Source organism: Bacillus sp. FSL R5-0523 (assembly GCF_037975295.1).
GTDB classification, from domain to species: domain Bacteria; phylum Bacillota; class Bacilli; order Bacillales; family Bacillaceae; genus Bacillus; species Bacillus subtilis.
Genome location: NZ_CP150251.1, coordinates 1,896,095 through 1,917,072 on the forward strand (window position 1 = coordinate 1,896,095; position 20,978 = coordinate 1,917,072).

Sequence of the window (20,978 nt, forward strand, 5' to 3'; positions counted from 1 at the left end):
TTTGTTTTACATTTAGTTTTCCCTTAAGGGGATCAACAAGGTTGGGGAATTCAGGGAAATAGGGATGATAAGTTGCCTTAACCAGTTTGTATGAAAGTTATATTTAATTCTTTCTATATTAAATGGTGAATTAGGAGTTATTTAAAGGAGAATACCGATGAGGGCATTATTTTATTTAATACGTTTATAGCAGGGGAGAAGGACGACATATCGGTCAGATAGAAATTTTTATATAGGTTTCGTGACTTTAACTAACAATCATTAATATTGTTCTTCGGCAAAGGGAACTTAAATCAAACTTTCAAAGTGGATGTAGGACCAAAGGGATCAATTATGATTTATAGAATGTTTTTTGTAACTGAAACTAGTTGAGTACTACTTTAGAAAGAATCATCGTGTACATATAAACAATGAGACAACATAATTTAATGAAATGGACATCAATGATGTTTCCAGAACATTTAACGTAGTTTAAATAAGATTTGATTGACGTATCAGAAATTGAAAAACCGTCCTTAGATGAGCAACATATTGAAGAGATGGATCTTCTAGTCTATGAGGCACTGAAATTTAACAAAGAATTGCTATCGAGACTATTTGAGATACGTCGTAAATCCACAAATAAAATCTGTTTTTGAGAAATGTTTAATTCTTAAAATGGTTAATCAATTTAAGTGCTTCATTTAAGTCTCTTATAAGCCGGTAAAGCTTACTGGAGGACACAAATCATAAAAATCCCCCCTCAAAATTTTTGAGGGGGAATAATACATATTTAAGAAGTGTGACCTCTACTTGCAACTTCAAATGAGCCTTTCTCAATAAAATACCCAATACTGGCAGTATGTCCTCTGCGTGCTTCTTGGACATCTTTTTGAGTGTTAGTTAAATAAATACTTACAAATCCAATTAAAACAATGGCTAAAATAAAGAAAGATGCATGCTTAAGTTTCATAAAGACAATCCCCTCTCTGAATTTGTTTACGGGCATAAAGCACTTTCTCATAATAAGTAACAGCCACTTTATGGTCTTCTTTTTCATTGTAATACTTCGCTGCATCTGATGCTAAATCCTCCATGTCTGAAAGCATTGATTTTACTTCTAAATAATTTAAAATCGAATTTAATTTTTCTTTGTCGTTATCAACATATAAGGCCTGAATGAATTCAAACATTTTTGCCATAATCTCATCATTTAAATTTTTGGACAAAGACAGACCGTGTGCACACCAAGAAATTCCCTCGGAGTGGTTTTTCATTTTAAATGTGGTTTTTGTCAACATAAGTAAGATGTCTAATAAACGATTTGAGTGCTCATATCCCTTATCCTGGTATACTCTAATGCCCTCCTTAAAGTACTCAGATGCCTTTTCATAAGCTTCCTCAGCAAATGAACATAAGCCAAGATTGTACAGAGATGATCCGATTAATCGTGACATATTGATTTCTCTAGATTTGTCTAGGGCATCTTTAAAATGAGGGATCGCTTTTTCAGGGAAGTCCATATCCAAATAGTTCAGACCGATGACAAATGAGCATTGAATAACTCTTACAGTGTAGTTTTCATGTGCTTTATAACTATCGATTGCTTGAACAATGTGATGCATCGACATATGTGTTTGCTTCATATGATAATAAATTTCTGCAATTTTGTAGTGGAATTCTGCTCGTTCAATTTCATCTGCAATAAGTGATAATTTTCTCTCGGCTTGCTTATAGAAGCTTATGGCATTAAGATATTCGTATTGTTCAAATTCATACATTCCCCGGAAAAAATTAAAATAATATTCAAGAATCCCTTTCAAATCAGTTTGGTTACTTTCGATCTTTTCTAATAAGTCTGAAATTTTAGGGCGTTCCTCGTTCATTGTTTTGGGTTCAAGGTAATCCAACATCAATTGATGGCGAAAACACATGAGAGAATAGTACAGCAATAAATCTTGATCTTCCTTCATATGCCTTATTTCTTCCTCGATTTCAGCTTTCAATATTTCCGAATCTGGGACACTAAACAATCTTATGTATTTATACCACTCATTTATTTTTACTCCGACTTTAGATGAAGAGATCATTTGCTCCAACACAAGCCCTCCTATATTGAATATGTAATATTTTATCATATTTAAATGAATAAGGAAGATTAATGTTATCTTAAAAAACAAAAAAGCCTCCTGTTAAATTAAGATTGAGAATCATATTCCATTGCTTGTTCACAGTCAGAAATCCTTGAGTTGTTCTAGCAAGAGGCAATATTGTTGAATAAGGATAGTTTTAAAGAGGTTATTGTTGTCTTCATATTGAAATAAAGATTAAGTATATTAGAGGGGAGTTGCTTTAATGCACATAACAACAAAAAGGTTATTGATACGTGAATTTGAATTCAAAGATTGGCAAGCTGTATATGAGTATACATCTGATAGTAATGTAATGAAGTATATACCTGAAGGGGTTTTTACTGAAGAAGATGCAAAGGCACTTGTAAGTAAAAACAAAGGTGATAACGCTGAAAAATTCCCTGTCATACTAATAGAAGAAGACTTTGTTATAGGCCATATTGTTTTTTATAAGTATTTTGGTGAACATACATATGAAATTGGGTGGGTGTTTAATCCGAATTATCAAAATAAAGGGTATGCTTCTGAGGCTGCCCAAGCTATCTTGGAATATGGATTTAAAGAAATGAACTTACATAGGATTATAGCTACGTGTCAACCTGAGAATATTCCTTCATACCGAGTTATGGAGAAGATCGGAATGAGAAGAGAAGGATTTTTTAAAAAATGTATTCCGAAAGGCAATGAATGGTGGGATGAATATTATTACGCTATTTTAGAGGAAGAGTGGAATTGTAAGAGGGGTAATGCAGGAATTTGAAACCATAACAGCTATAGAACGTATAGTGATAGTAGGGCTTATAGTGGTTAATATGAATGATGTGAGAGGGGTATCCAAATGCAAATTCATCTCACCAAAAGCGGAAAACAAGACAATCATCATAAATGGTTAGGAACTGTCTTGCTCAGTTGGGGAACATTCGTATTTGCTTTGTTTTTTGCTACTTTAGTCGGTTCACTGGCTAGCCAAGCAGGAGCTTCCAAGCTTTTGAAGCAAGGCATCCAAGCAGGTTTAGTCACATTAATAACTGTCCCGTTGCTCTATATTCTTCTTAAACGGATGTCTAGTAGACCCTTTTATTCTATAGGACTGTCTGGGTGGCGGCAAGCCATTCCGAAAGCCATAATAGGAGCAATATATGTGATTGTATTATCCGGGTCTGGTTTCGCTATCGCCCATTTATTAGGCTGGATCAAAGTTACGCAATTCCACTTCTCTGTCCATTTAGTGACAGCATTGCTCTTAAATATGATTATTGCATTCTTTTATGAAGCTTATCCAGAGGAATTAACTTTTCGTGGGACGGTGTACTATGCTCTAAATAAGCGTTGGAACTGTTTTATGGCCTTACTCCTACAACCAATCCTGTTTGTGCTTGCACCAATAATTGTAAGTGTTTTGCAATATATAGTTGGAATTGAATCACCTGCTATCACATTAGATTACATCGTTTTATTGTTGACTTTTGGATGCATCCTTCAACTCCTGCGTATTGTAACAGGAAGCTTATGGACGTCTATCGCTTTTCATCTGGTCTTTCTCGAAAATTCTCGGTTCTTCGTCCTGCAGGGGAAGGAGCGCTTTATTACCTATGAAGAAATTGTTCCGGGAACAGGTGCGCTGTTTGTGATCTTTTTTATGTTGCTTACTGTCGGTACTCTACTATTAATACCTGTTGCAATAACTCGCCGAAATACTATTCCATGGCGGAAGAATGAAAAATGCGACCAAGATGTTTAATTTCTAAGTAGAACAGTAGTTTTAAAGTGATTTTAAGGAGGATCTAGACAATGTTGAAGAAGCATTCATGATGAAAGATTAGTAGATTTTGATTCTCAAGGTGGAAACCTTATTAGTGTTTATTTAGTTACTCACTTTGAGTTATCTGATCAATCGTATTCTTTTGGGTATGAAGCATAATTGTTCGTATGCAATGGATATTCTAAGCGTTAAAGAAGAACTTGATTTCGATTTCCCATTTAATATGCTTGCAATAAAAAGCTACGTACAAGAATTAATAAAAATGTTAGGGATTGATATCACTCTGCCTGAAATGAAAGAAAGAGATTTTGACAAACTTTCTCAAGACTAAATAAAACTACAATTTTAAGGAGAACGGAGACTTGCTTTTAATATGAATATTAGAAAAGCTGCAGCTATTTTTTCAATCACGATTCCAATTATCTCAGCTATCTTAATTATTAATTTTTTTACGGGAGTTATGTCAATTCCATGGCAAGGAATGCCGGTGTTTTTTCCATTATTACTTTCTCCTATAGGAATCATTTTAGCGTTCGTTTCAATGAAGACAAATAAACGGTGTGCTGTATATGGGATTGTCTTAAATGCAATTATGTTTCCATTTCCTTTTTTCTGGTTTATCGGAGGGGCTTTGTTATTTGGAGTTTAAAATCCATTAGGCATTACGCTTATAAATTGGTATTTTCTAGCTTGTCAAAAGAAGGAATAAAAAACTTCAGAATTGCTTGGCTTTACTTTATGTTGAAAGGGGTCGAGTAAGGTGGATAGGAAAAAGGATGAAATACAAAGAAAATATAGGGAACAAATGAGGGAGAAGAAAGAACGAGAAAAAGAAGATGGCAGTTCACATACTTTTGAAATTGTTGTTGTGCTAGCCATTATCATTTTGATGTTTTTCTTTAATTCAGTTTTCAAGGCTTTTTAGATATTGTACAGATGACTTTCAGGATGTTTGAAAAAATAACCCTTTGAGATATATACCGCATGAAAGTATTGAAGGACTTATGAAAATTCAAGAGCCAGTTGAATATTAATAATTAATCACCAAATAATGGGGACGTAAAATGAAATTGTATAATGAATTTATCAATATAGCTAAAACGTTTAATAAAGAGTTAGACATAATTCCATTATTATATGGATCTTTAGGTCTTGAAAAGGTAACTGGGTTAGACTTTTCCCCAGAAGATATTGATCTCCTTATTCCTTTAATTTTTTTAGAGGAAAAGTGGGAAAAACTAAAAAGTGATGGAACTGCATGGATACAAAATGGTTGATTTACATGAGCATGAATTTAAGAAAACTAATACAAAAATAGGCATTGCTTACATTGAGGATTTAAAACCATTTGCAGATGTAGACTATAATAACCTAGAGGTTTTTGAAGATGGCGGAGCGAAATATCATTTGCTAACGATTGATGATTACCTCAAGGTTTATAAAAAGTCTTTATTAGATGGTTATAGAAGAAAGAAGAAAAATCATAAAGACCAAAGTAAAATTAACATATTGAATAAATTAATACGGAATTAATTTCTGTATTCTCTTTTGTTTCCAGTCTCAATTAAAATTTTTAAGATTAAAATAAGTTTGAAAGGATAAATCATAGTGTTTAACACAGCCATTAATCCTCAGATAGTCAAATAGCCATTTCTATTCCGGTTGAAAGCTTCTCTATTTTTACTTCTTATTTATCTTTCCTGTATTGATATATGTATGTAGGGTTGGACTTATAACATAAACTATTCTGGCCATTCCTGTTCTTTCAATTCATGACCGGGCTTGCCATCAGCATAAATCTAGGCTAACAGTCTCCATACATCAAAAATGTAACTTACCACTAACCAATTCCTTATTTCGCATAGATCATCTTTGTCATGTGTTTACACAAGAATCTGTTTTGGACTAATCGACGTTAATCGATCCATGATATTCGCAAATATTTGAGACACAGAATATAACGAAACAGTCAAAAATCAATATTTAATTCATTCTGTTTAAACTTTCTGAAAAAGATGTTGAAAAAGTCGAAAGGATTTTATAATATTAAATCAAGTTAGTTTGTTCGATCAACAAACTAATAAGATGAACTTTCATTGTCCACAAGATAAGGTCTTACTAATATGGATGGAAGGGGGATAAGAGGATCGATTTAATGGAGCTAAACAATATAAAAAACGAAAGAATGAGGCTTTTATCCTTTTCCAGGTATATAAGGTATGACGAAAAAAGATGAATTTTGTGCTTGCTGATCACCATATTTTTTTGCACTGTTTTGAAAGCGCTTTTATAAAAGTTTACTGACCGTAAATTCGAGAAATTGTTATACCGTTTCACACTGTTCCATATTAAAGGATCGAAAAGGGGAGAAATCATGCTCAGTGAAAATGTAAAGAAGATTAGCATGGTTGAAAAAGTTGGATATGCGTCTGGAGATTTTGCTTGTAATTTAATTTATGCAACAGTGTCTACGTATCTTTTGTTCTTCTATACAGATGTTTTTGGTTTATCGGCAGCAGCAGCCGGTACTATGTTTTTAGTGGTTAGAATAATCGACGCTCTCGCTGATCCTTTTATCGGAACAATAGTTGACAGAACGAACAGCAGATTTGGACGCTTTAGACCGTATCTTTTATTCGGAGCTTTTCCATTTGTCATACTGGCAATACTCTGTTTTACAACACCAGACTTTTCGGATATGGGGAAATTAATATATGCCTATATAACCTATGTTGGCTTGTCGCTTACATACACAACGATAAACGTTCCATATGGCGCGTTAACTTCTGCAATGACTAGAAATAATCAAGAAGTGGTTAGTATAACTTCTGTTCGCATGTTATTTGCGAATCTTGGGGGACTTGTCGTTGCATTTTTTGTTCCCTTACTGGCTGCTTATTTAAGCGATACTTCCGGCAACGAGTCTCTTGGCTGGCAACTAACCATGGGTATTTTGGGAATGATAGGCGGGTGCCTTTTAATCTTTTGTTTTAAAAGCACAAAAGAGCGGGTCACTCTTCAAAAATCCGAAGAGAAAATTAAATTTACGGATATATTTGAGCAGTTTCGTGTTAATCGTCCACTTGTTGTATTAAGTATTTTCTTTATTATTATTTTTGGAGTGAATTCCATCAGTAATTCGGTTGGCATTTACTACGTAACGTATAACTTAGAAAGAGAGGATTTGGTGAAGTGGTACGGTTTGATAGGAAGTTTGCCCGCTTTGGTCATTTTACCGTTTATTCCAAGGCTTCATCAATTTTTGGGGAAAAAGAAATTACTAAACTATGCATTATTACTGAATATTATCGGCCTTTTAGCTTTACTGTTTGTTCCGACAAGTAATGTTTACCTCATACTTTTCTGTCGATTAATCGCTGCTGCTGGAAGTCTCACTGCCGGGGGATATATGTGGGCGCTTATTCCTGAAACAATTGAATATGGAGAGTACAGGACTGGGAAAAGAATGGGTGGGCTCATTTACGCTATAATCGGATTTTTCTTTAAGTTTGGTATGGCCTTAGGAGGAGTTGTTCCGGGTCTGGTTCTTGATAAGTTTGGATATGTAGCAAATCAGGCACAAACCCCGACGGCATTAATGGGGATTTTAATTACAACAACCATTATTCCCGTGTTCTTGCTTGTTCTAGCTTTAATTGATATTAATTTCTATAACTTAGATGAGAAAAAATATAAAAACATGGTTCGAGAATTAGAGAATAGAGACAAAGTTTATTTGGATCATATTGATGATTTCAAGGCTTAAAAAAGAAAATAAACTGAGGAGGAGTCCCAAATGAAGATTACCAATCCAGTACTCAAAGGATTCAATCCCGATCCAAGTATTTGTAGGGCAGGAGAGGATTATTATATCGCGGTATCTACATTTGAGTGGTTTCCGGGAGTCCAGATACACCACTCAAAAGATTTAGTAAATTGGCACTTAGTTGCACATCCATTACAGAGAGTTTCACAATTAGACATGAAAGGAAATCCAAATTCAGGTGGGGTTTGGGCACCATGTTTAAGCTATAGTGATGGGAAGTTTTGGCTGATCTATACGGATGTTAAGGTAGTAGATGGCGCATGGAAAGATTGTCACAATTATTTAGTTACTTGTGAAACGATTAATGGTGATTGGAGTGAGCCGATTACATTAAATAGCTCGGGGTTTGATGCTTCTTTGTTCCATGATACTGATGGAAAAAAGTATTTATTAAATATGTTATGGGATCACCGTATTGATCGGCACTCATTTGGAGGAATTGTTATACAGGAATATTCTGATAAAGAGCAAAAATTAATCGGTAAACCAAAAGTTATATTTGAAGGAACGGATAGAAAACTGACAGAAGCTCCGCACCTTTATCATATCGGGAACTATTATTATTTATTAACTGCAGAAGGAGGAACACGGTACGAACATGCTGCTACAATTGCCCGTTCTGCAAATATTGAGGGGCCATATGAAGTTCATCCCGATAATCCAATCTTAACGTCATGGCATGACCCAGGAAATTCATTGCAAAAATGTGGTCATGCATCCATTGTTCAAACACATACAGATGAGTGGTATTTAGCTCATTTAACGGGACGTCCTATTCATCCTGACGATGATTCAATTTTTCAGCAGAGAGGATACTGTCCTTTGGGCAGAGAAACAGCTATTCAAAAACTTTACTGGAAAGATGAATGGCCCTATGTAGTAGGTGGAAAAGAAGGAAGCTTGGAGGTAGATGCACCTTCTATACCCGAAACAATATTTGAAGCAACGTACCCGGAAGTTGATGAATTTGAGGATTCAACATTAAATATAAATTTTCAAACTTTAAGGATTCCATTCACGAATGAATTAGGTTCATTGACTCAAGCGCCAAATCATTTACGATTATTCGGTCATGAATCATTGACCTCGACATTTACTCAGGCATTTGTAGCCAGACGCTGGCAAAGTCTCCATTTTGAAGCCGAAACTGCTGTTGAGTTTTATCCGGAAAATTTTCAACAAGCCGCTGGATTGGTGAATTACTACAATACAGAGAACTGGACGGCTCTTCAAGTCACGCATGATGAAGAACTTGGCCGCATTCTTGAATTAACAATATGTGACAACTTTTCTTTTTCACAGCCATTACACAATAAAATTGTTATTCCTCGTGAAGTAAAGTATGTATATTTAAGAGTAAATATTGAAAAGGACAAATATTATTATTTCTATTCTTTTAACAAAGAAGATTGGCACAAAATTGACATTGCACTGGAATCGAAAAAATTATCAGATGATTACATCCGTGGGGGAGGATTCTTCACAGGGGCCTTTGTAGGGATGCAATGCCAAGATACCAGTGGTAATCATATTCCGGCCGACTTTAGATATTTTCGTTATAAAGAAAAATAATTTGCACATGAAAAAGGAGATTTCTATTTTAGAACTCCTTTTTCATACGAGAAGGTGCCTATATCACTATTGCTTCAGAAATATTCCTAGAATAAAAAAGCTCATCTTTAAAGATGAGCTGTCCATTCCATTAAAATTACATTGTAACCATGTCCAGAAAATGATCAATCACAATGGAGGACATTCCTAATGCCGGCGCATTCTGTCCTAAGGAAGATGGCAATAATTCATAGCTATTGCCTAATTGGGAATAAACCCTTGACGATACTTCACTTCTCATTGAATTTAAAACCATAGGATGCGATTCAATTATGCTATTTCTTAAAATTACGGCTTGTGGGTTGAAAGTATTTAGAATATTGGTAAGGCCTATTCCTAAATAGAATCCAAAATTTTGTAATGCATTTAAGGTTCCGATATCATTCAGATGGGCGAGGTCTATGATATCTTGATAGGACAGTTTTTTCTCTTTGGTCTGAAGAGATTTTAATAAAGCCTTCTCTGAAGCATACAATTCCCAGCAGCCTCGGTTTCCGCAACTGCATTTAGGACCATTAAAGTCTATTGTCATATGTCCCATTTCTCCAGAAAAGCCGCTTACTCCTCTATATAAATGGTTGTTGATAATAACACCGATCCCTATCCCTGTGCTGATACTTACGTAAATAATGTTATCGTGATTTTTTGCAGCTCCAAATACTTTCTCTCCATATGCGCCAGCATTTGCCTCATTTTCAATAAAAACAGGCACATTGTACTTCTCTTGTATCGAAGATTTTAAGTCAATATCTCTCCAGTTGGAGTTCGGAGTGAAAACAATTTTTTGATCTTTATCAATGAGTCCAGGCACGCAAATACCTATACCAATAAGCCCGTATGGAGATTGGGGCATATGCGTTATAAAGTGATGAATCATATCAATCAAAATGTCTTTCGTTATTTCTGGAGAATTGGATTCCAAATGACGGTATTGATCAAGAACGATCGTTCCTTCAAGGTCTGTTAAAATGCCATTAATATAATCCACACCAACATCTATTCCTACGGAGTATCCTGCCTTTTTATTAAAAACAAGCATGACAGGTCTTCTTCCGCCACTTGATTGTCCTTGACCTATTTCAAATACCAGATTTTCTTTCATTAACGTGTTTACCTGTGATGAAACAGTTGATTTATTTAATCCAGTCATTTCAGATAATTTTGCTCTTGAAATAGGTGAATTTTTAAGTATTTCTTTTAATAATAACTTTTGATTTACTTTTTTAACAAAGGCTTGATCTGCGATATCCACTTCATCCACTCCATTTGTATAACCTTTAAATTAAGTATGAACATAGTACATAGCGAATCTTATCTTAATTATATCTAATGTGTTCATAAAAAACTAAAAAAATATTGAAAATACTGACGAGGTTATATAAGATGAAAATAAGTTAGTTTGTTTAAACAACAAACTAACAGGTAATGTACTTACTATATGAAATAAAATGCATCTGTATTTGAATGAATTTATTTTTAAGGGGGAAATCACATGGCTCAATCTCATTCCAGTTCAATCAACTATTTTGGAAGCGCAAACAAAGTGGTTTACGAAGGGAAAGATTCGACTAATCCTTTAGCATTTAAATATTATAATCCTCAAGAAGTAATCGGCGGAAAAACGATGAAAGAGCATTTGCGATTTTCTATTGCCTATTGGCATACATTTACCGCTGATGGAACAGACGTTTTTGGAGCAGCTACGATGCAAAGACCATGGGATCACTATAAAGGCATGGATCTAGCGAAGGTGAGAGTAGAAGCAGCATTTGAGATGTTTGAAAAACTAGATACACCATTCTTTGCTTTTCATGACCGGGATATTGCACCAGAAGGCAGTACGCTAAAAGAGACAAACCAAAATTTAGATATGATCGTGGGCATGATTAAAGATTACATGAAAAATAGCGGCGTTAAGCTATTATGGAATACCGCAAACATGTTTACGAATCCCCGTTTCGTCCATGGTGCCGCGACTTCTTGCAATGCAGATGTGTTTGCGTATGCTGCAGCACAAGTGAAAAAAGGGTTAGAAACAGCAAAAGAGCTTGGCGCTGAGAACTATGTATTTTGGGGCGGCCGTGAAGGATATGAAACATTGTTAAATACCGATTTAAAATTTGAGCTTGATAATTTGGCTAGATTTATGCATATGGCAGTGGATTATGCGAAGGAAATCGGGTACACAGGGCAGTTTTTGATTGAGCCAAAACCAAAAGAGCCGACCACCCATCAATACGATACAGATGCAGCAACAACCATTGCCTTTTTGAAGCAATATGGCTTAGACAATCACTTTAAATTAAATCTTGAAGCCAATCATGCCACATTAGCCGGGCATACATTCGAACATGAATTGCGCATGGCAAGAGTACATGGTCTGCTTGGCTCTGTTGACGCAAACCAGGGTCATCCTCTTTTAGGCTGGGACACGGATGAATTTCCGACGGATTTATATTCTACGACATTAGCAATGTACGAAATCCTGCAAAATGGCGGCCTTGGAAGCGGCGGATTAAACTTTGACGCGAAGGTCAGAAGATCTTCTTTCGAGCCTGATGATCTAATATATGCCCATATTGCAGGGATGGATGCATTTGCAAGAGGATTGAAAGTTGCCCACAAATTAATCGAAGATCGTGTGTTTGAAGATGTGATTCAACATCGTTACCGCAGCTTTACTGAAGGGATTGGTCTTGAAATTATAGAAGGAAGAGCTAATTTCCACACACTTGAGCAATATGCGCTAAATCATAAATTAATTAAAAACGAATCTGGAAGACAGGAGAAATTAAAAGCGATATTGAACCAATACATTTTAGAAGTATAACAGGATAAGCTCCAGATCCTGCCATCAATACCAAATCACTGAATTACCCGTCATGATTCCTTTCCTATTGCTTGTTGTTATGACGGGTAACTTCTATAATTAGGATTTATTTAGAGTGAATGGTTTTTTAAAAGGACAAGGAGTGAAAAAATGAAGTATGTCATTGGAATAGATCTTGGAACGAGTGCTGTTAAAACCATTTTAGTTAATCAAAACGGCAAGGTTTGTGCAGAAACGTCCAAAAGGTACCCGCTCATCCAAGAGAAGGCTGGATATAGTGAGCAAAATCCTGAGGACTGGGTGCAGCAAACAATTGAAGCATTGGCTGAATTGGTTTCTATATCCAATGTTCAAGCCAAGGATATTGACGGGATAAGCTATTCGGGACAAATGCATGGATTAGTACTGCTTGACCAAGATCGTCAGGTGTTACGTAATGCAATTCTTTGGAATGATACCAGAACAACGCCTCAATGTATCCGGATGACCGAGAAATTTGGCGATCATCTTCTTGACATCACAAAAAACCGTGTTTTAGAAGGGTTTACATTACCTAAAATGTTATGGGTAAAGGAACATGAACCTGAGCTTTTTAAAAAAACTGCTGTTTTTTTGCTTCCGAAAGACTACGTGAGATTCCGTATGACCGGTGCCATTCACACCGAATACTCCGATGCAGCAGGAACTTTACTTTTACATATTACTCGCAAGGAGTGGAGCAATGATATTTGCAATCAAATTGGTATTTCTGCAGATATGTGTCCTCCGCTTGTTGAATCTCATGATTGTGTAGGATCGCTGCTTCCGCACGTTGCCGCCAAGACCGGGCTATTAGAAAAAACAAAAGTGTACGCTGGGGGAGCAGATAATGCTTGCGGCGCTATTGGAGCAGGTATCCTTTCTTCCGGAAAAACATTATGCAGTATTGGGACCTCAGGGGTCATACTTTCCTACGAAGAAGAAAAAGAAAGAGACTTTAAAGGGAAAGTCCACTTTTTTAATCATGGAAAAAAGAATTCTTTTTATACGATGGGCGTCACGCTCGCTGCAGGATACAGCTTGGACTGGTTTAAAAGAACGTTTGCACCAGACGAATCGTTTGAGCAATTATTGCAGGGGGTGGAAGCTATTCCGATAGGAGCCAATGGACTGCTATACACTCCTTATTTGGTTGGTGAAAGAACGCCGCATGCTGATTCTTCTATTCGGGGAAGCTTGATCGGAATGGATGGAGCCCATAATAGAAAGCATTTTTTGAGGGCAATAATGGAAGGTATCACATTCTCTTTACATGAATCAATTGAGCTATTCCGCGAAGCGGGAAAATCAGTTCATACTGTTGTTTCTATTGGTGGGGGAGCTAAAAATGATACGTGGCTGCAAATGCAAGCTGATATTTTCAATACGAGGGTAATTAAGTTAGAAAATGAACAAGGGCCAGCTATGGGGGCTGCAATGCTGGCTGCCTTTGGAAGCGGATGGTTTGAATCCCTTGAAGAATGTGCAGAGCAGTTCATTCGTGAGGCTGCTGCATTTTATCCAAAGGCGCAAAATGTTCAAAAATATAAAACACTATTTGATTTGTATAAGAACATTTATACTCACACAAAGGATCTCAATACAGCTTTGAAGAGCTTTCGAAAAAACTAATGATGTTATTGTCCGGAGATCAACCGAAAAACAATTAATGATCAATCATCATCAAAGGCCTTTGATGACATGGCTGCCTTCTTTTGAAAAGATGGTGAGAATAAGGTATCGCAACCTTTAAACAGTATTGGAGTGTCCAGCAGACAAAACGAACGAGCGGAACCGTATTCTGTCAGCGAACACTTCAAGAAGTGGGGAAGCTTAGGAATGCCAATGGGTAAGATGTATGAAACCGCGCTAACGACGGTAGAGGGATCTCTTGATTTATGATGAAATAGGAAGGATGTTTACACACAAATAATCCCCTCACATTGACGTGAAGGGGTGTTTTTTATTATCTACACTATCTAAATAGGATAATATAGGGTGTTACTATACAGCGGAAATTTTACAGGCATAGTTGCATGATTTTAGCTTGATAAGCAGAATGGAAACTAGACACGCCATTTCTCTTTCTCATTCTTTGGAAACTGCTTTCTGCTAGGTTTGCTGCTTTTTTAACAGGCAGTGTATTTCTATTTCACACAGCCGTTAAATCCTCTGTTAGTCACATAACCACTCTTACTCCAAATTGACAGTTTTTCTGATTTTGCTTCTTGCTCATCTTGTCTGAATTGGTCTATGTATGTTGTGTTAGGCTCATATACATATGCTACTCTGGCCAATCCCTCTTTTAATAATGTCTCTTGAACAGATTTGCCGTCAACATAAACGTATGCTAACAGTCTTCCATACTTATCTCTGCGATCGCCTTTATCAAATTCCAGCTGTAGCTTACCGCTGTTGACCAATTCTTTATTTCGTTTCGACGCATCCTCACCGTATGGTTGAACACAAGAATTTGGTTTCTTCGTCTCAGGTGTATCAACGAGCAAGTAGCGAACTGTGTCTTTCTTTCCGTTGTAAATAACCTTAATCGTATCTCCATCTATTGCTCTATCTAATGTAACATTGACCAATTTCTTCTGCTTTTTTGAATGAGGCGTGCCGGCCTTTTGTTCTGTCTGATTATATTCATTAGATTGAGTATCTTGAGAGACTTGCTCCGTCCCATTAGAATCTGAATGGTTTTTGGCTGCGTGATGTGATCCGCAAGCTGCCAAAGTAATACTTAAAACGATTGCGATCATACTGATCAAAATCTTCTTCATATTGATTCCCTCTTTATCATTTTCTCTTTTCGCGATTAAACATCATCATTATAACGATATGGACATTTTTTGTGAATGGAAAACTTCAAGGGAACTTATAACATTCAAATTGCCTTTGGTTAACTTCACAACGAGATGATCAAAACATCACCACCACATAGCGGAAATAAATAATTCTGAAAATAATATTGACTGAAAATGCTTTTGGAATTATGATAATATGAGAAATGACAATAATGTGACAAAAACATTACTACAATATAACAACTAATAGCTTAGGTATTCTATTGGCTAAAAATGCAAACGGTTACAAATCCAGAGGTGAAAATCTAAGATAGAGATGACTTTAGTTTTGACTCAATATCCACACTGAAAGAGTTTATTAAGTATTCTTAATAAAGGCAGGGGAAATGGATATGAATGAACATCGAAATCGAAGGTTGAAATTAATAATGATTTCAGCAACTTTTGGAGGGCTTCTCTTTGGATATGACACCGGAGTTATAAATGGAGCTTTACCTTTTATGGCAAGGCCAGATCAGCTTGATTTAACACCGGTTACAGAAGGGCTTGTTACGAGTATTCTTTTATTAGGTGCCGCGTTTGGAGCGTTGTTATGCGGAAGATTGGCTGATCGATATGGCCGCCGTAAAATGATCCTTAATCTTTCCTTTTTATTTTTCCTGGCATCACTGGGAACAGCGTTAGCACCTAACGTTTTCATCATGGCGGTCTTTCGTTTTTTACTGGGGCTGGCTGTTGGAGGAGCCTCGGCGATGGTGCCGGCCTTTTTAGCAGAAATGGCACCGCATGAAAAGAGAGGGCGTATGGTAACCCAAAATGAACTAATGATTGTTGGCGGGCAATTTTTAGCATATGTTTTTAATGCGATCCTCGGTGTAACAATGGCAAATACGGGACATGTTTGGAGATACATGCTTGTCATTTGTGCTGTACCGGCTATCATGTTATTTGCCAGTATGCTTAAGGTACCAGAAAGCCCCCGATGGCTAATCTCCAAAGGCAAAAACAGTGAGGCGCTGCGAGTTCTTAAACAAATTCGAGAAGATAAACGTGCAGAAGCTGAATGTAGAGAAATTCAAGAAGCGGTAGAAAAAGATACAGCACTAGAAAAGGCATCACTCAAGGACTTTTCTACACCATGGCTGCGCCGTCTTTTATGGATTGGAATCGGTGTTGCCATCGTGAATCAAATTACAGGTGTGAACTCGATTATGTATTATGGCACACAAATCCTTAAAGAATCTGGTTTTGGTACAAAAGCGGCTTTAATCGCTAATATTGGAAATGGGCTGATATCAGTTATTGCAGTTATATTTGGGATTTGGCTGGTCGGAAAAGTGAGACGGCGTCCAATATTATTGATTGGTTTGGCGGGGACGACTACAGCGCTCCTATTGATTGCGATTTTCTCAATTGTGCTTGATGGATCTATGGCACTTCCTTATGTAGTGCTTTCTTTGACCGTTTTATTTCTTGCCTTTATGCAAGGGTGTGTAGGACCTGTGACTTGGCTTGTCATAGCGGAAATATTCCCTCAAAGGTTAAGAGGACTTGGTTCTGGGATAAGTGTTTTTTTCCTTTGGATATTAAACTTTGTGATCGGTTTTGCTTTCCCGATCTTGCTTAGCTCTGTAGGTTTGTCTTTTACATTCTTTATATTTGTGGCTTTAGGTGTATTGGCAATCGGTTTTGTATACAAATTCATGCCGGAAACAAAGGGGCGTACACTTGAAGAATTAGAAGAGCATTTTCGTTCTCGACACGATCATAATACTCCTGAACAATCAGTTATTGAGGTATAAATATGTTGAAAATCTCTCTTCTTATAGGAGGGATTTTTTTAGTTTCAGAAAAAACAAAATCCCTCTACCAGAGGGATTTTGATTCAGCATTTTAAGATGTTCTACACGTATAATACTGGAGTTGATACTTTAAAAATCTCGCCATCTCTTATATAAAAACGAGGGATGCGGCGGCTTAATGTAGACACGACTTCATAGTTAATCGTATTGAGCATTTCAGCCACTTCATCAACGGAAATCTCGGCTCCTTTTTGCTTACCGTAAATCACGACTTCTTCTCCTTGTTTACCTTCACCGTTTTCTCCTAAACTGACCATGATCATATCCATTGTTACTCTTCCCGCCACTGGCACTCGTTTTCCGCGATGAAGAACAAACCCGCGATTGGAAAGGGCACGAGAATAGCCGTCAGCATAGCCAATCGGGAGTGTAGCAATGACTTCATTAGGTTCTGCGACGTATGTAGCACCATAGCTAACGGTTCGGGGTTCTGTACGCATGGTTTTCACATAAGCGATGCGTGCCTTTAAACTTAACGCAGGTTCAAGCTTAACGAGATTTAGTTGTTTAATATAGGCTGAAGGATATAAACCATATAAGCCGATACCTAAACGGATCATATCAGCGCTAAATTCCGGAAATGCGATAGCTGCAGCCGTGTTGCACATATGCACGGTGGGCAGCTCAATCCCCTGTTTTTTTAAAAAGCTGAGAAAACTGATGAATTTTTCGTGCTGCAGCTTTGTGAGTGTTGTGTCCGGTTCATCAGCTGTCGAAAAATGTGTGAAAATCCCTGTCCATCTGAGGAATTTACTTGCCTTTAAGGCTTTCACTACTTCTAAAAGTTCTTCCTTTGTGCGTACACCTAATCGTCCCATGCCGGTATCCACGTTAATATGAATGGCCAGCCGGTTAGCACTCGCTTCTTTTTCCAATATCTCGTTTGCTTCTTTCATCCAATCAACCTGAAATGCTGATAATGTTATATTCCAAGCTGCTGACTTCTTTACACAACTAAGGGATGTAAAACCAAGCACAAGGATAGGCGCTGTAATCCCAGCTTTTCGTAAAACGATTCCTTCCTCCACACTGGCAACAGCGAGCTCACTCGCCCCGTGTTCCAGTGCATGGCGTGCCACTTCTATAGACCCGTGACCATAACCGTTCGCTTTTACGACAGCCATAATTTTGCTCTTATGTGGAATATGACGGCGAATCGCTCGCAAATTCTTTTTAACGGCATCAAGATTGACTTCGATCCAAACTTCTCGGCAAAGCTTTATCATCAACGCTTCCTTCCTTCTTATGGATTATAAATACCACCTATTGCTGCAAGAATAAATGTTAATTGTTGGATGATTCGATCTTATTTTATTCAACTTTATTTGAAATCATTCAACAGCAAATCCATGTGATACGAGAAGGTGCCTATCAATGTTCGAATAATAGCAAGTACGGGATACATGAGGCTTGTAAGTGGGGTGTTAATGGGTACGGCGACCGAGGATTACAAAAATGATTATTTGTTTTGGGACATTTTTTTCTAAGGGTAGATGATAACGAGAAATCTAATCAGGAAATACTTACCGTTGTTATGAACATTGGAAGAACCTTTTAAATGAGAAGGGCTGAGGAAATTCTGTAAAAGGTAATCGGTTGAAAAGGCAGTCGATTCCTTGTTCCATAAACCTAACATTAGAGTATATAATTAAACTCGTATTCACAAAAATCGTTTAAGTAAGGGGTATACATGAATAGGGGAGTTAGTTTTCAAATACCGAATGAATATGGAAATTTTCTATGGAGAATACTGCAGCCGGTAGAAATAGCTAATTATAGGTGGCAAACGAGTGGGGAATCTTATTTTGTTGTAGAAGGAGAGCTCGATGATGAGGAGCTTTTTCATGACTACGCAATTGTTGAAGGGGCAGTTTTTGAGCAACAATTAAAAACGAATCAGTACTATACCATTTTCGTTGAACTGAAAGCATTTCCATATGGAAAAATGGTTAATCAAGTCAATACATATGCTGACAGTGATTGCGAACTTGTCCTTTTGATAGCAGATAATAGCTACGTTTCGATTTACTGTAAAAACAAAAAATTCATTGAAAAACTTTACTTCAATGCTTTACAGAATGATTTTGAAGACGTTCAATTTATAACTGATGAAAATGACACAAGAACAAGCCTTACTGTATGATAGTCAATAAAAATTAAAGGAGCTAGTACATGACAATGCAAATTAAAATCAAGTATCTAGATGAAACACAAACAAGAATCAGCAAAATTGAGCAGGGAGACTGGATTGATCTTCGGGCAGCTGAAGATGTAACAATCAAAAAAGATGAATTTAAGCTTGTCCCATTAGGTGTTGCAATGGAACTGCCTGAAGGTTACGAAGCACATGTCGTCCCTCGTTCAAGTACATATAAGAACTTTGGCGTTATTCAAACAAATTCAATGGGTGTTATCGATGAGTCATATAAGGGTGACAACGATTTCTGGTTCTTTCCTGCTTATGCATTGCGTGATACTGAAATTAAGAAGGGTGATCGTATCTGCCAGTTTAGAATCATGAAGAAAATGCCGGCGGTTGAATTGGTTGAAGTCGAGCATTTGGGAAACGAGGATAGAGGAGGACTCGGTTCAACAGGTACTAAGTAAACAAAATAAATCCTTGGCTGTCTTCATGCTGTGTGATTGATCAATGGAGGTTTCAGCCAAGGTACATATAAATATTATGTATAAAATGAATATTTTAATACGAAGGATTTAATTAAAAACACATTTTAAAAAGGGAAGTTTTGAAAAAGTGAAATAGTAATAACTAAAGTCGATAAAGAACCTAAAGATGTCAAAGAAACAATTTTACTGGTGCTTTGCTTTTTTGAAGGTTTACTTAGCTCGTGGATAACTGTCCCCCATAAAAGCATGGATGCTAAAATTATAATACTTATATACATATAGATGCTCCTTTTATTATATTTACATTTTTATCGATTTTACCACTTTTAGGATTGAGTTGTCGATGAAACAAGCATCTCTATAAAGAAATACTTTTATCTAAATTTTTATAAGTAGGGGAAGGCAACTACAAACTAGTAATGCCACTAATAATAAGCCAAGTTAAATGACATGTGTTCATTAATAATTGAATTTACAGCAGCCATGAGACAAGTTCAAAATATAAGATGAAATGATACATAAGACTTTACAAAAAAAATCTGAGTATCGACGATAAATATCATAAAAAAGCCCCCGGTATGTCGCCGGGGAATAAATAGACGTTTAAGAGATTTAGTGATGTTTTTTATATGATTCGACAAAATCATAATAATGATCATCGTCATCATAATACTTTTTTTCGTAATGATAATCGTGATCATCGTAATACTTTTTATCATGGTCATCATACTTTTTATCATAATCATAATGTTTTTTATCATGATCATAATACTTGTCGCAATCATAATGCTTCTTATCATTGTCGTAATACTTTTTGTAATATGTTTTTTTCCAAGTGTAATACTCTTCTTTATATTTTTTATAATAACCCAATTAAATTCCTCCTTTATTTTATTCGAATTTAATTTATGAAGTTTAAATGATATGGTATGGTCAAATGAAATAAGAATAGTAAAAAGAGACTGTTTAAAACACTTTCTGAAAAACAAAACGGATAGCTGTTTAAGAGAGAGCACTCAATCACTGTAAAATAATAGTAAAGTGTATAGGGAAGATTAGTATACGTAAAAAGGGACTTTCTCATTGAAGAATATTTGAACGTTATGGTTAAGATTCAAGAGCTCTATGATGTGATTTTTAACACTGCTTTTGAAGGATTTAGAGTTAGACATCAAAAACAAACAGCAAAACCGGTTAGAAACAGATCATATAAGGAATAAACCGCTGCCAAATAGCATAAAAAAATGAATGAAATTAGAGAGAATTTATTTTAAAGAAAGCCCAATTGCACATGGACAAATGACAATTGATATTGAGGTAAAATACAATGCATTAAATCAGAAAAAGCTATTGGAGGATTTAATGTGTTTAGACAATTTCCAATTTGGTATACACAAACACCTAACTATTTGAATTTTTATGTGCCGCAATATCAAACCATTTCTTATAATCCTCAACAATGTTATCAACGGTGTATGTACCAAACTGGCGGTAACTATGAGCTATGTGACAGACTATGTTAT

Annotated in this window: 19 protein-coding genes and 3 pseudogenes; 16 read left to right on the top strand and 6 right to left on the bottom strand. The window is 36.3% G+C overall.

Annotation, left to right across the window (positions count from 1 at the left end; translation table 11 throughout):
* The first annotated feature begins 482 nt into the window (after positions 1-482).
* Entirely contained in the window at positions 483-638 is a 156-nt protein-coding gene (locus NYE53_RS09470; protein ID WP_339248353.1) for a hypothetical protein, read from the top strand.
* Between the two features lie 134 nt (positions 639-772).
* On the opposite strand, the gene NYE53_RS09475 is transcribed toward NYE53_RS09470, so the two are convergent.
* Positions 773-952 (bottom strand): aspartate phosphatase, encoded by a 180-nt coding sequence (locus NYE53_RS09475; RefSeq protein ID WP_160243757.1) that lies wholly within the window; start codon positions 950-952, stop codon positions 773-775.
* Positions 942-2,078 carry a Rap family tetratricopeptide repeat protein gene (locus NYE53_RS09480; RefSeq protein ID WP_339248354.1) on the bottom strand — a complete coding sequence of 379 codons (1,137 nt, stop codon included), beginning with the start codon at positions 2,076-2,078 and terminating at the stop codon, positions 942-944. The genes NYE53_RS09475 and NYE53_RS09480 overlap by 11 nt, the downstream gene beginning before the upstream one ends.
* Positions 2,079-2,334: 256 nt before the next feature.
* Between NYE53_RS09480 and NYE53_RS09485 the strand changes: the two genes are divergently transcribed.
* The 8 genes and pseudogenes from NYE53_RS09485 to xynB all read left to right on the top strand — a co-directional run bounded on the left by NYE53_RS09485 (position 2,335) and on the right by xynB (position 9,271).
* Complete coding sequence (locus NYE53_RS09485; RefSeq protein ID WP_339248357.1) at positions 2,335-2,871, top strand: GNAT family protein; 537 nt, start codon at positions 2,335-2,337, stop codon at positions 2,869-2,871.
* Between the two features lie 78 nt (positions 2,872-2,949).
* Positions 2,950-3,852 (top strand): CPBP family intramembrane glutamic endopeptidase, encoded by a 903-nt coding sequence (locus tag NYE53_RS09490; RefSeq protein WP_335389026.1) that lies wholly within the window; start codon positions 2,950-2,952, stop codon positions 3,850-3,852.
* A gap of 63 nt (positions 3,853-3,915) precedes the next feature.
* Positions 3,916-4,204: pseudogene (locus NYE53_RS09495) on the top strand (hypothetical protein).
* A gap of 42 nt (positions 4,205-4,246) precedes the next feature.
* Entirely contained in the window at positions 4,247-4,522 is a 276-nt protein-coding gene (locus tag NYE53_RS09500) for a hypothetical protein (RefSeq protein WP_128747121.1), read from the top strand.
* Between the two features lie 111 nt (positions 4,523-4,633).
* Positions 4,634-4,798, top strand: a complete 165-nt coding sequence (locus tag NYE53_RS09505; protein WP_003245467.1) for a hypothetical protein — start codon at positions 4,634-4,636, stop codon at positions 4,796-4,798.
* Between the two features lie 139 nt (positions 4,799-4,937).
* Positions 4,938-5,406: pseudogene (locus NYE53_RS09510) on the top strand (hypothetical protein).
* A gap of 841 nt (positions 5,407-6,247) precedes the next feature.
* On the top strand, positions 6,248-7,639 hold the full coding sequence (locus NYE53_RS09515; RefSeq protein WP_339248362.1) for an MFS transporter: 1,392 nt from the start codon (positions 6,248-6,250) through the stop codon (positions 7,637-7,639).
* 30 nt (positions 7,640-7,669) lie between these two features.
* Positions 7,670-9,271 carry a xylan 1,4-beta-xylosidase gene (gene xynB / locus NYE53_RS09520; protein ID WP_339248364.1) on the top strand — a complete coding sequence of 534 codons (1,602 nt, stop codon included), beginning with the start codon at positions 7,670-7,672 and terminating at the stop codon, positions 9,269-9,271.
* Between the two features lie 136 nt (positions 9,272-9,407).
* Here xynB and NYE53_RS09525 read toward each other — a convergent pair whose 3' ends face one another.
* On the bottom strand, positions 9,408-10,562 hold the full coding sequence (locus NYE53_RS09525) for a xylose repressor (protein WP_339248368.1): 1,155 nt from the start codon (positions 10,560-10,562) through the stop codon (positions 9,408-9,410).
* A 240-nt stretch (positions 10,563-10,802) separates the two neighbouring features.
* Here NYE53_RS09525 and xylA point away from each other — a divergent pair, with 240 nt between their 5' ends.
* The 3 genes and pseudogenes from xylA to NYE53_RS09540 form a co-directional block, all read left to right on the top strand.
* On the top strand, positions 10,803-12,140 hold the full coding sequence (xylA, locus tag NYE53_RS09530) for a xylose isomerase (RefSeq protein ID WP_339248370.1): 1,338 nt from the start codon (positions 10,803-10,805) through the stop codon (positions 12,138-12,140).
* Positions 12,141-12,290: 150 nt separating this feature from the next.
* Positions 12,291-13,790 carry a xylulokinase gene (gene xylB, locus NYE53_RS09535; protein WP_339248373.1) on the top strand — a complete coding sequence of 500 codons (1,500 nt, stop codon included), beginning with the start codon at positions 12,291-12,293 and terminating at the stop codon, positions 13,788-13,790.
* A 104-nt stretch (positions 13,791-13,894) separates the two neighbouring features.
* A pseudogene (locus NYE53_RS09540) lies at positions 13,895-14,060 on the top strand (glycoside hydrolase family 11 protein); the annotation flags it as partial.
* Between the two features lie 245 nt (positions 14,061-14,305).
* Here the strand turns inward: NYE53_RS09540 and yncB are convergent.
* Positions 14,306-14,941 (bottom strand): endonuclease YncB, encoded by a 636-nt coding sequence (yncB, locus tag NYE53_RS09545; RefSeq protein WP_339248376.1) that lies wholly within the window; start codon positions 14,939-14,941, stop codon positions 14,306-14,308.
* A gap of 410 nt (positions 14,942-15,351) precedes the next feature.
* Here yncB and NYE53_RS09550 point away from each other — a divergent pair, with 410 nt between their 5' ends.
* On the top strand, positions 15,352-16,767 hold the full coding sequence (locus tag NYE53_RS09550; RefSeq protein WP_010886516.1) for a sugar porter family MFS transporter: 1,416 nt from the start codon (positions 15,352-15,354) through the stop codon (positions 16,765-16,767).
* A gap of 101 nt (positions 16,768-16,868) precedes the next feature.
* On the opposite strand, the gene alr is transcribed toward NYE53_RS09550, so the two are convergent.
* On the bottom strand, positions 16,869-18,053 hold the full coding sequence (alr, locus tag NYE53_RS09555) for an alanine racemase (RefSeq protein ID WP_021479223.1): 1,185 nt from the start codon (positions 18,051-18,053) through the stop codon (positions 16,869-16,871).
* A gap of 464 nt (positions 18,054-18,517) precedes the next feature.
* On the opposite strand from alr, the gene NYE53_RS09560 reads away from it, so the two are divergent.
* Both NYE53_RS09560 and dutA read left to right on the top strand, forming a co-directional pair.
* The gene (locus NYE53_RS09560) at positions 18,518-18,970 is read left to right on the top strand and encodes a DUF2691 family protein (protein ID WP_339248379.1); all 453 of its coding nucleotides are present in this window, start codon (positions 18,518-18,520) and stop codon (positions 18,968-18,970) included.
* Positions 18,971-18,999: 29 nt separating this feature from the next.
* Entirely contained in the window at positions 19,000-19,434 is a 435-nt protein-coding gene (gene dutA / locus NYE53_RS09565) for a dUTP diphosphatase DutA (RefSeq protein ID WP_003245820.1), read from the top strand.
* Positions 19,435-20,067: 633 nt separating this feature from the next.
* Here dutA and cotU read toward each other — a convergent pair.
* A complete protein-coding gene (cotU, locus tag NYE53_RS09570) occupies positions 20,068-20,328 on the bottom strand; it encodes a spore coat protein CotU (RefSeq protein WP_003231648.1) in 261 nt (86 codons plus the stop codon).
* A 375-nt stretch (positions 20,329-20,703) separates the two neighbouring features.
* On the opposite strand from cotU, the gene NYE53_RS09575 reads away from it, so the two are divergent.
* Entirely contained in the window at positions 20,704-20,868 is a 165-nt protein-coding gene (locus tag NYE53_RS09575; protein ID WP_003231643.1) for a hypothetical protein, read from the top strand.
* Positions 20,869-20,978: the final 110 nt, after the last annotated feature.

Bases quoted from the DNA above. Each gene is read 5' to 3' on its own strand.
- NYE53_RS09515 (WP_339248362.1), top strand. From the start codon at position 6,248: ATGCTCAGTGAAAATGTAAAGAAGATTAGCATGGTTGAAAAAGTTGGA.
- xylB (WP_339248373.1), top strand. From the start codon at position 12,291: ATGAAGTATGTCATTGGAATAGATCTTGGAACGAGTGCTGTTAAAACC.
- NYE53_RS09490 (WP_335389026.1), top strand. From the start codon at position 2,950: ATGCAAATTCATCTCACCAAAAGCGGAAAACAAGACAATCATCATAAA.
- yncB (WP_339248376.1), bottom strand. From the start codon at position 14,941: ATGAAGAAGATTTTGATCAGTATGATCGCAATCGTTTTAAGTATTACT.
- NYE53_RS09485 (WP_339248357.1), top strand. From the start codon at position 2,335: ATGCACATAACAACAAAAAGGTTATTGATACGTGAATTTGAATTCAAA.
- NYE53_RS09560 (WP_339248379.1), top strand. From the start codon at position 18,518: ATGAATAGGGGAGTTAGTTTTCAAATACCGAATGAATATGGAAATTTT.
- NYE53_RS09550 (WP_010886516.1), top strand. From the start codon at position 15,352: ATGGATATGAATGAACATCGAAATCGAAGGTTGAAATTAATAATGATT.
- NYE53_RS09500 (WP_128747121.1), top strand. From the start codon at position 4,247: ATGAATATTAGAAAAGCTGCAGCTATTTTTTCAATCACGATTCCAATT.
- NYE53_RS09575 (WP_003231643.1), top strand. From the start codon at position 20,704: ATGAAATTAGAGAGAATTTATTTTAAAGAAAGCCCAATTGCACATGGA.
- dutA (WP_003245820.1), top strand. From the start codon at position 19,000: ATGACAATGCAAATTAAAATCAAGTATCTAGATGAAACACAAACAAGA.
- xylA (WP_339248370.1), top strand. From the start codon at position 10,803: ATGGCTCAATCTCATTCCAGTTCAATCAACTATTTTGGAAGCGCAAAC.
- xynB (WP_339248364.1), top strand. From the start codon at position 7,670: ATGAAGATTACCAATCCAGTACTCAAAGGATTCAATCCCGATCCAAGT.
- alr (WP_021479223.1), bottom strand. From the start codon at position 18,053: ATGATAAAGCTTTGCCGAGAAGTTTGGATCGAAGTCAATCTTGATGCC.
- NYE53_RS09475 (WP_160243757.1), bottom strand. From the start codon at position 952: ATGAAACTTAAGCATGCATCTTTCTTTATTTTAGCCATTGTTTTAATT.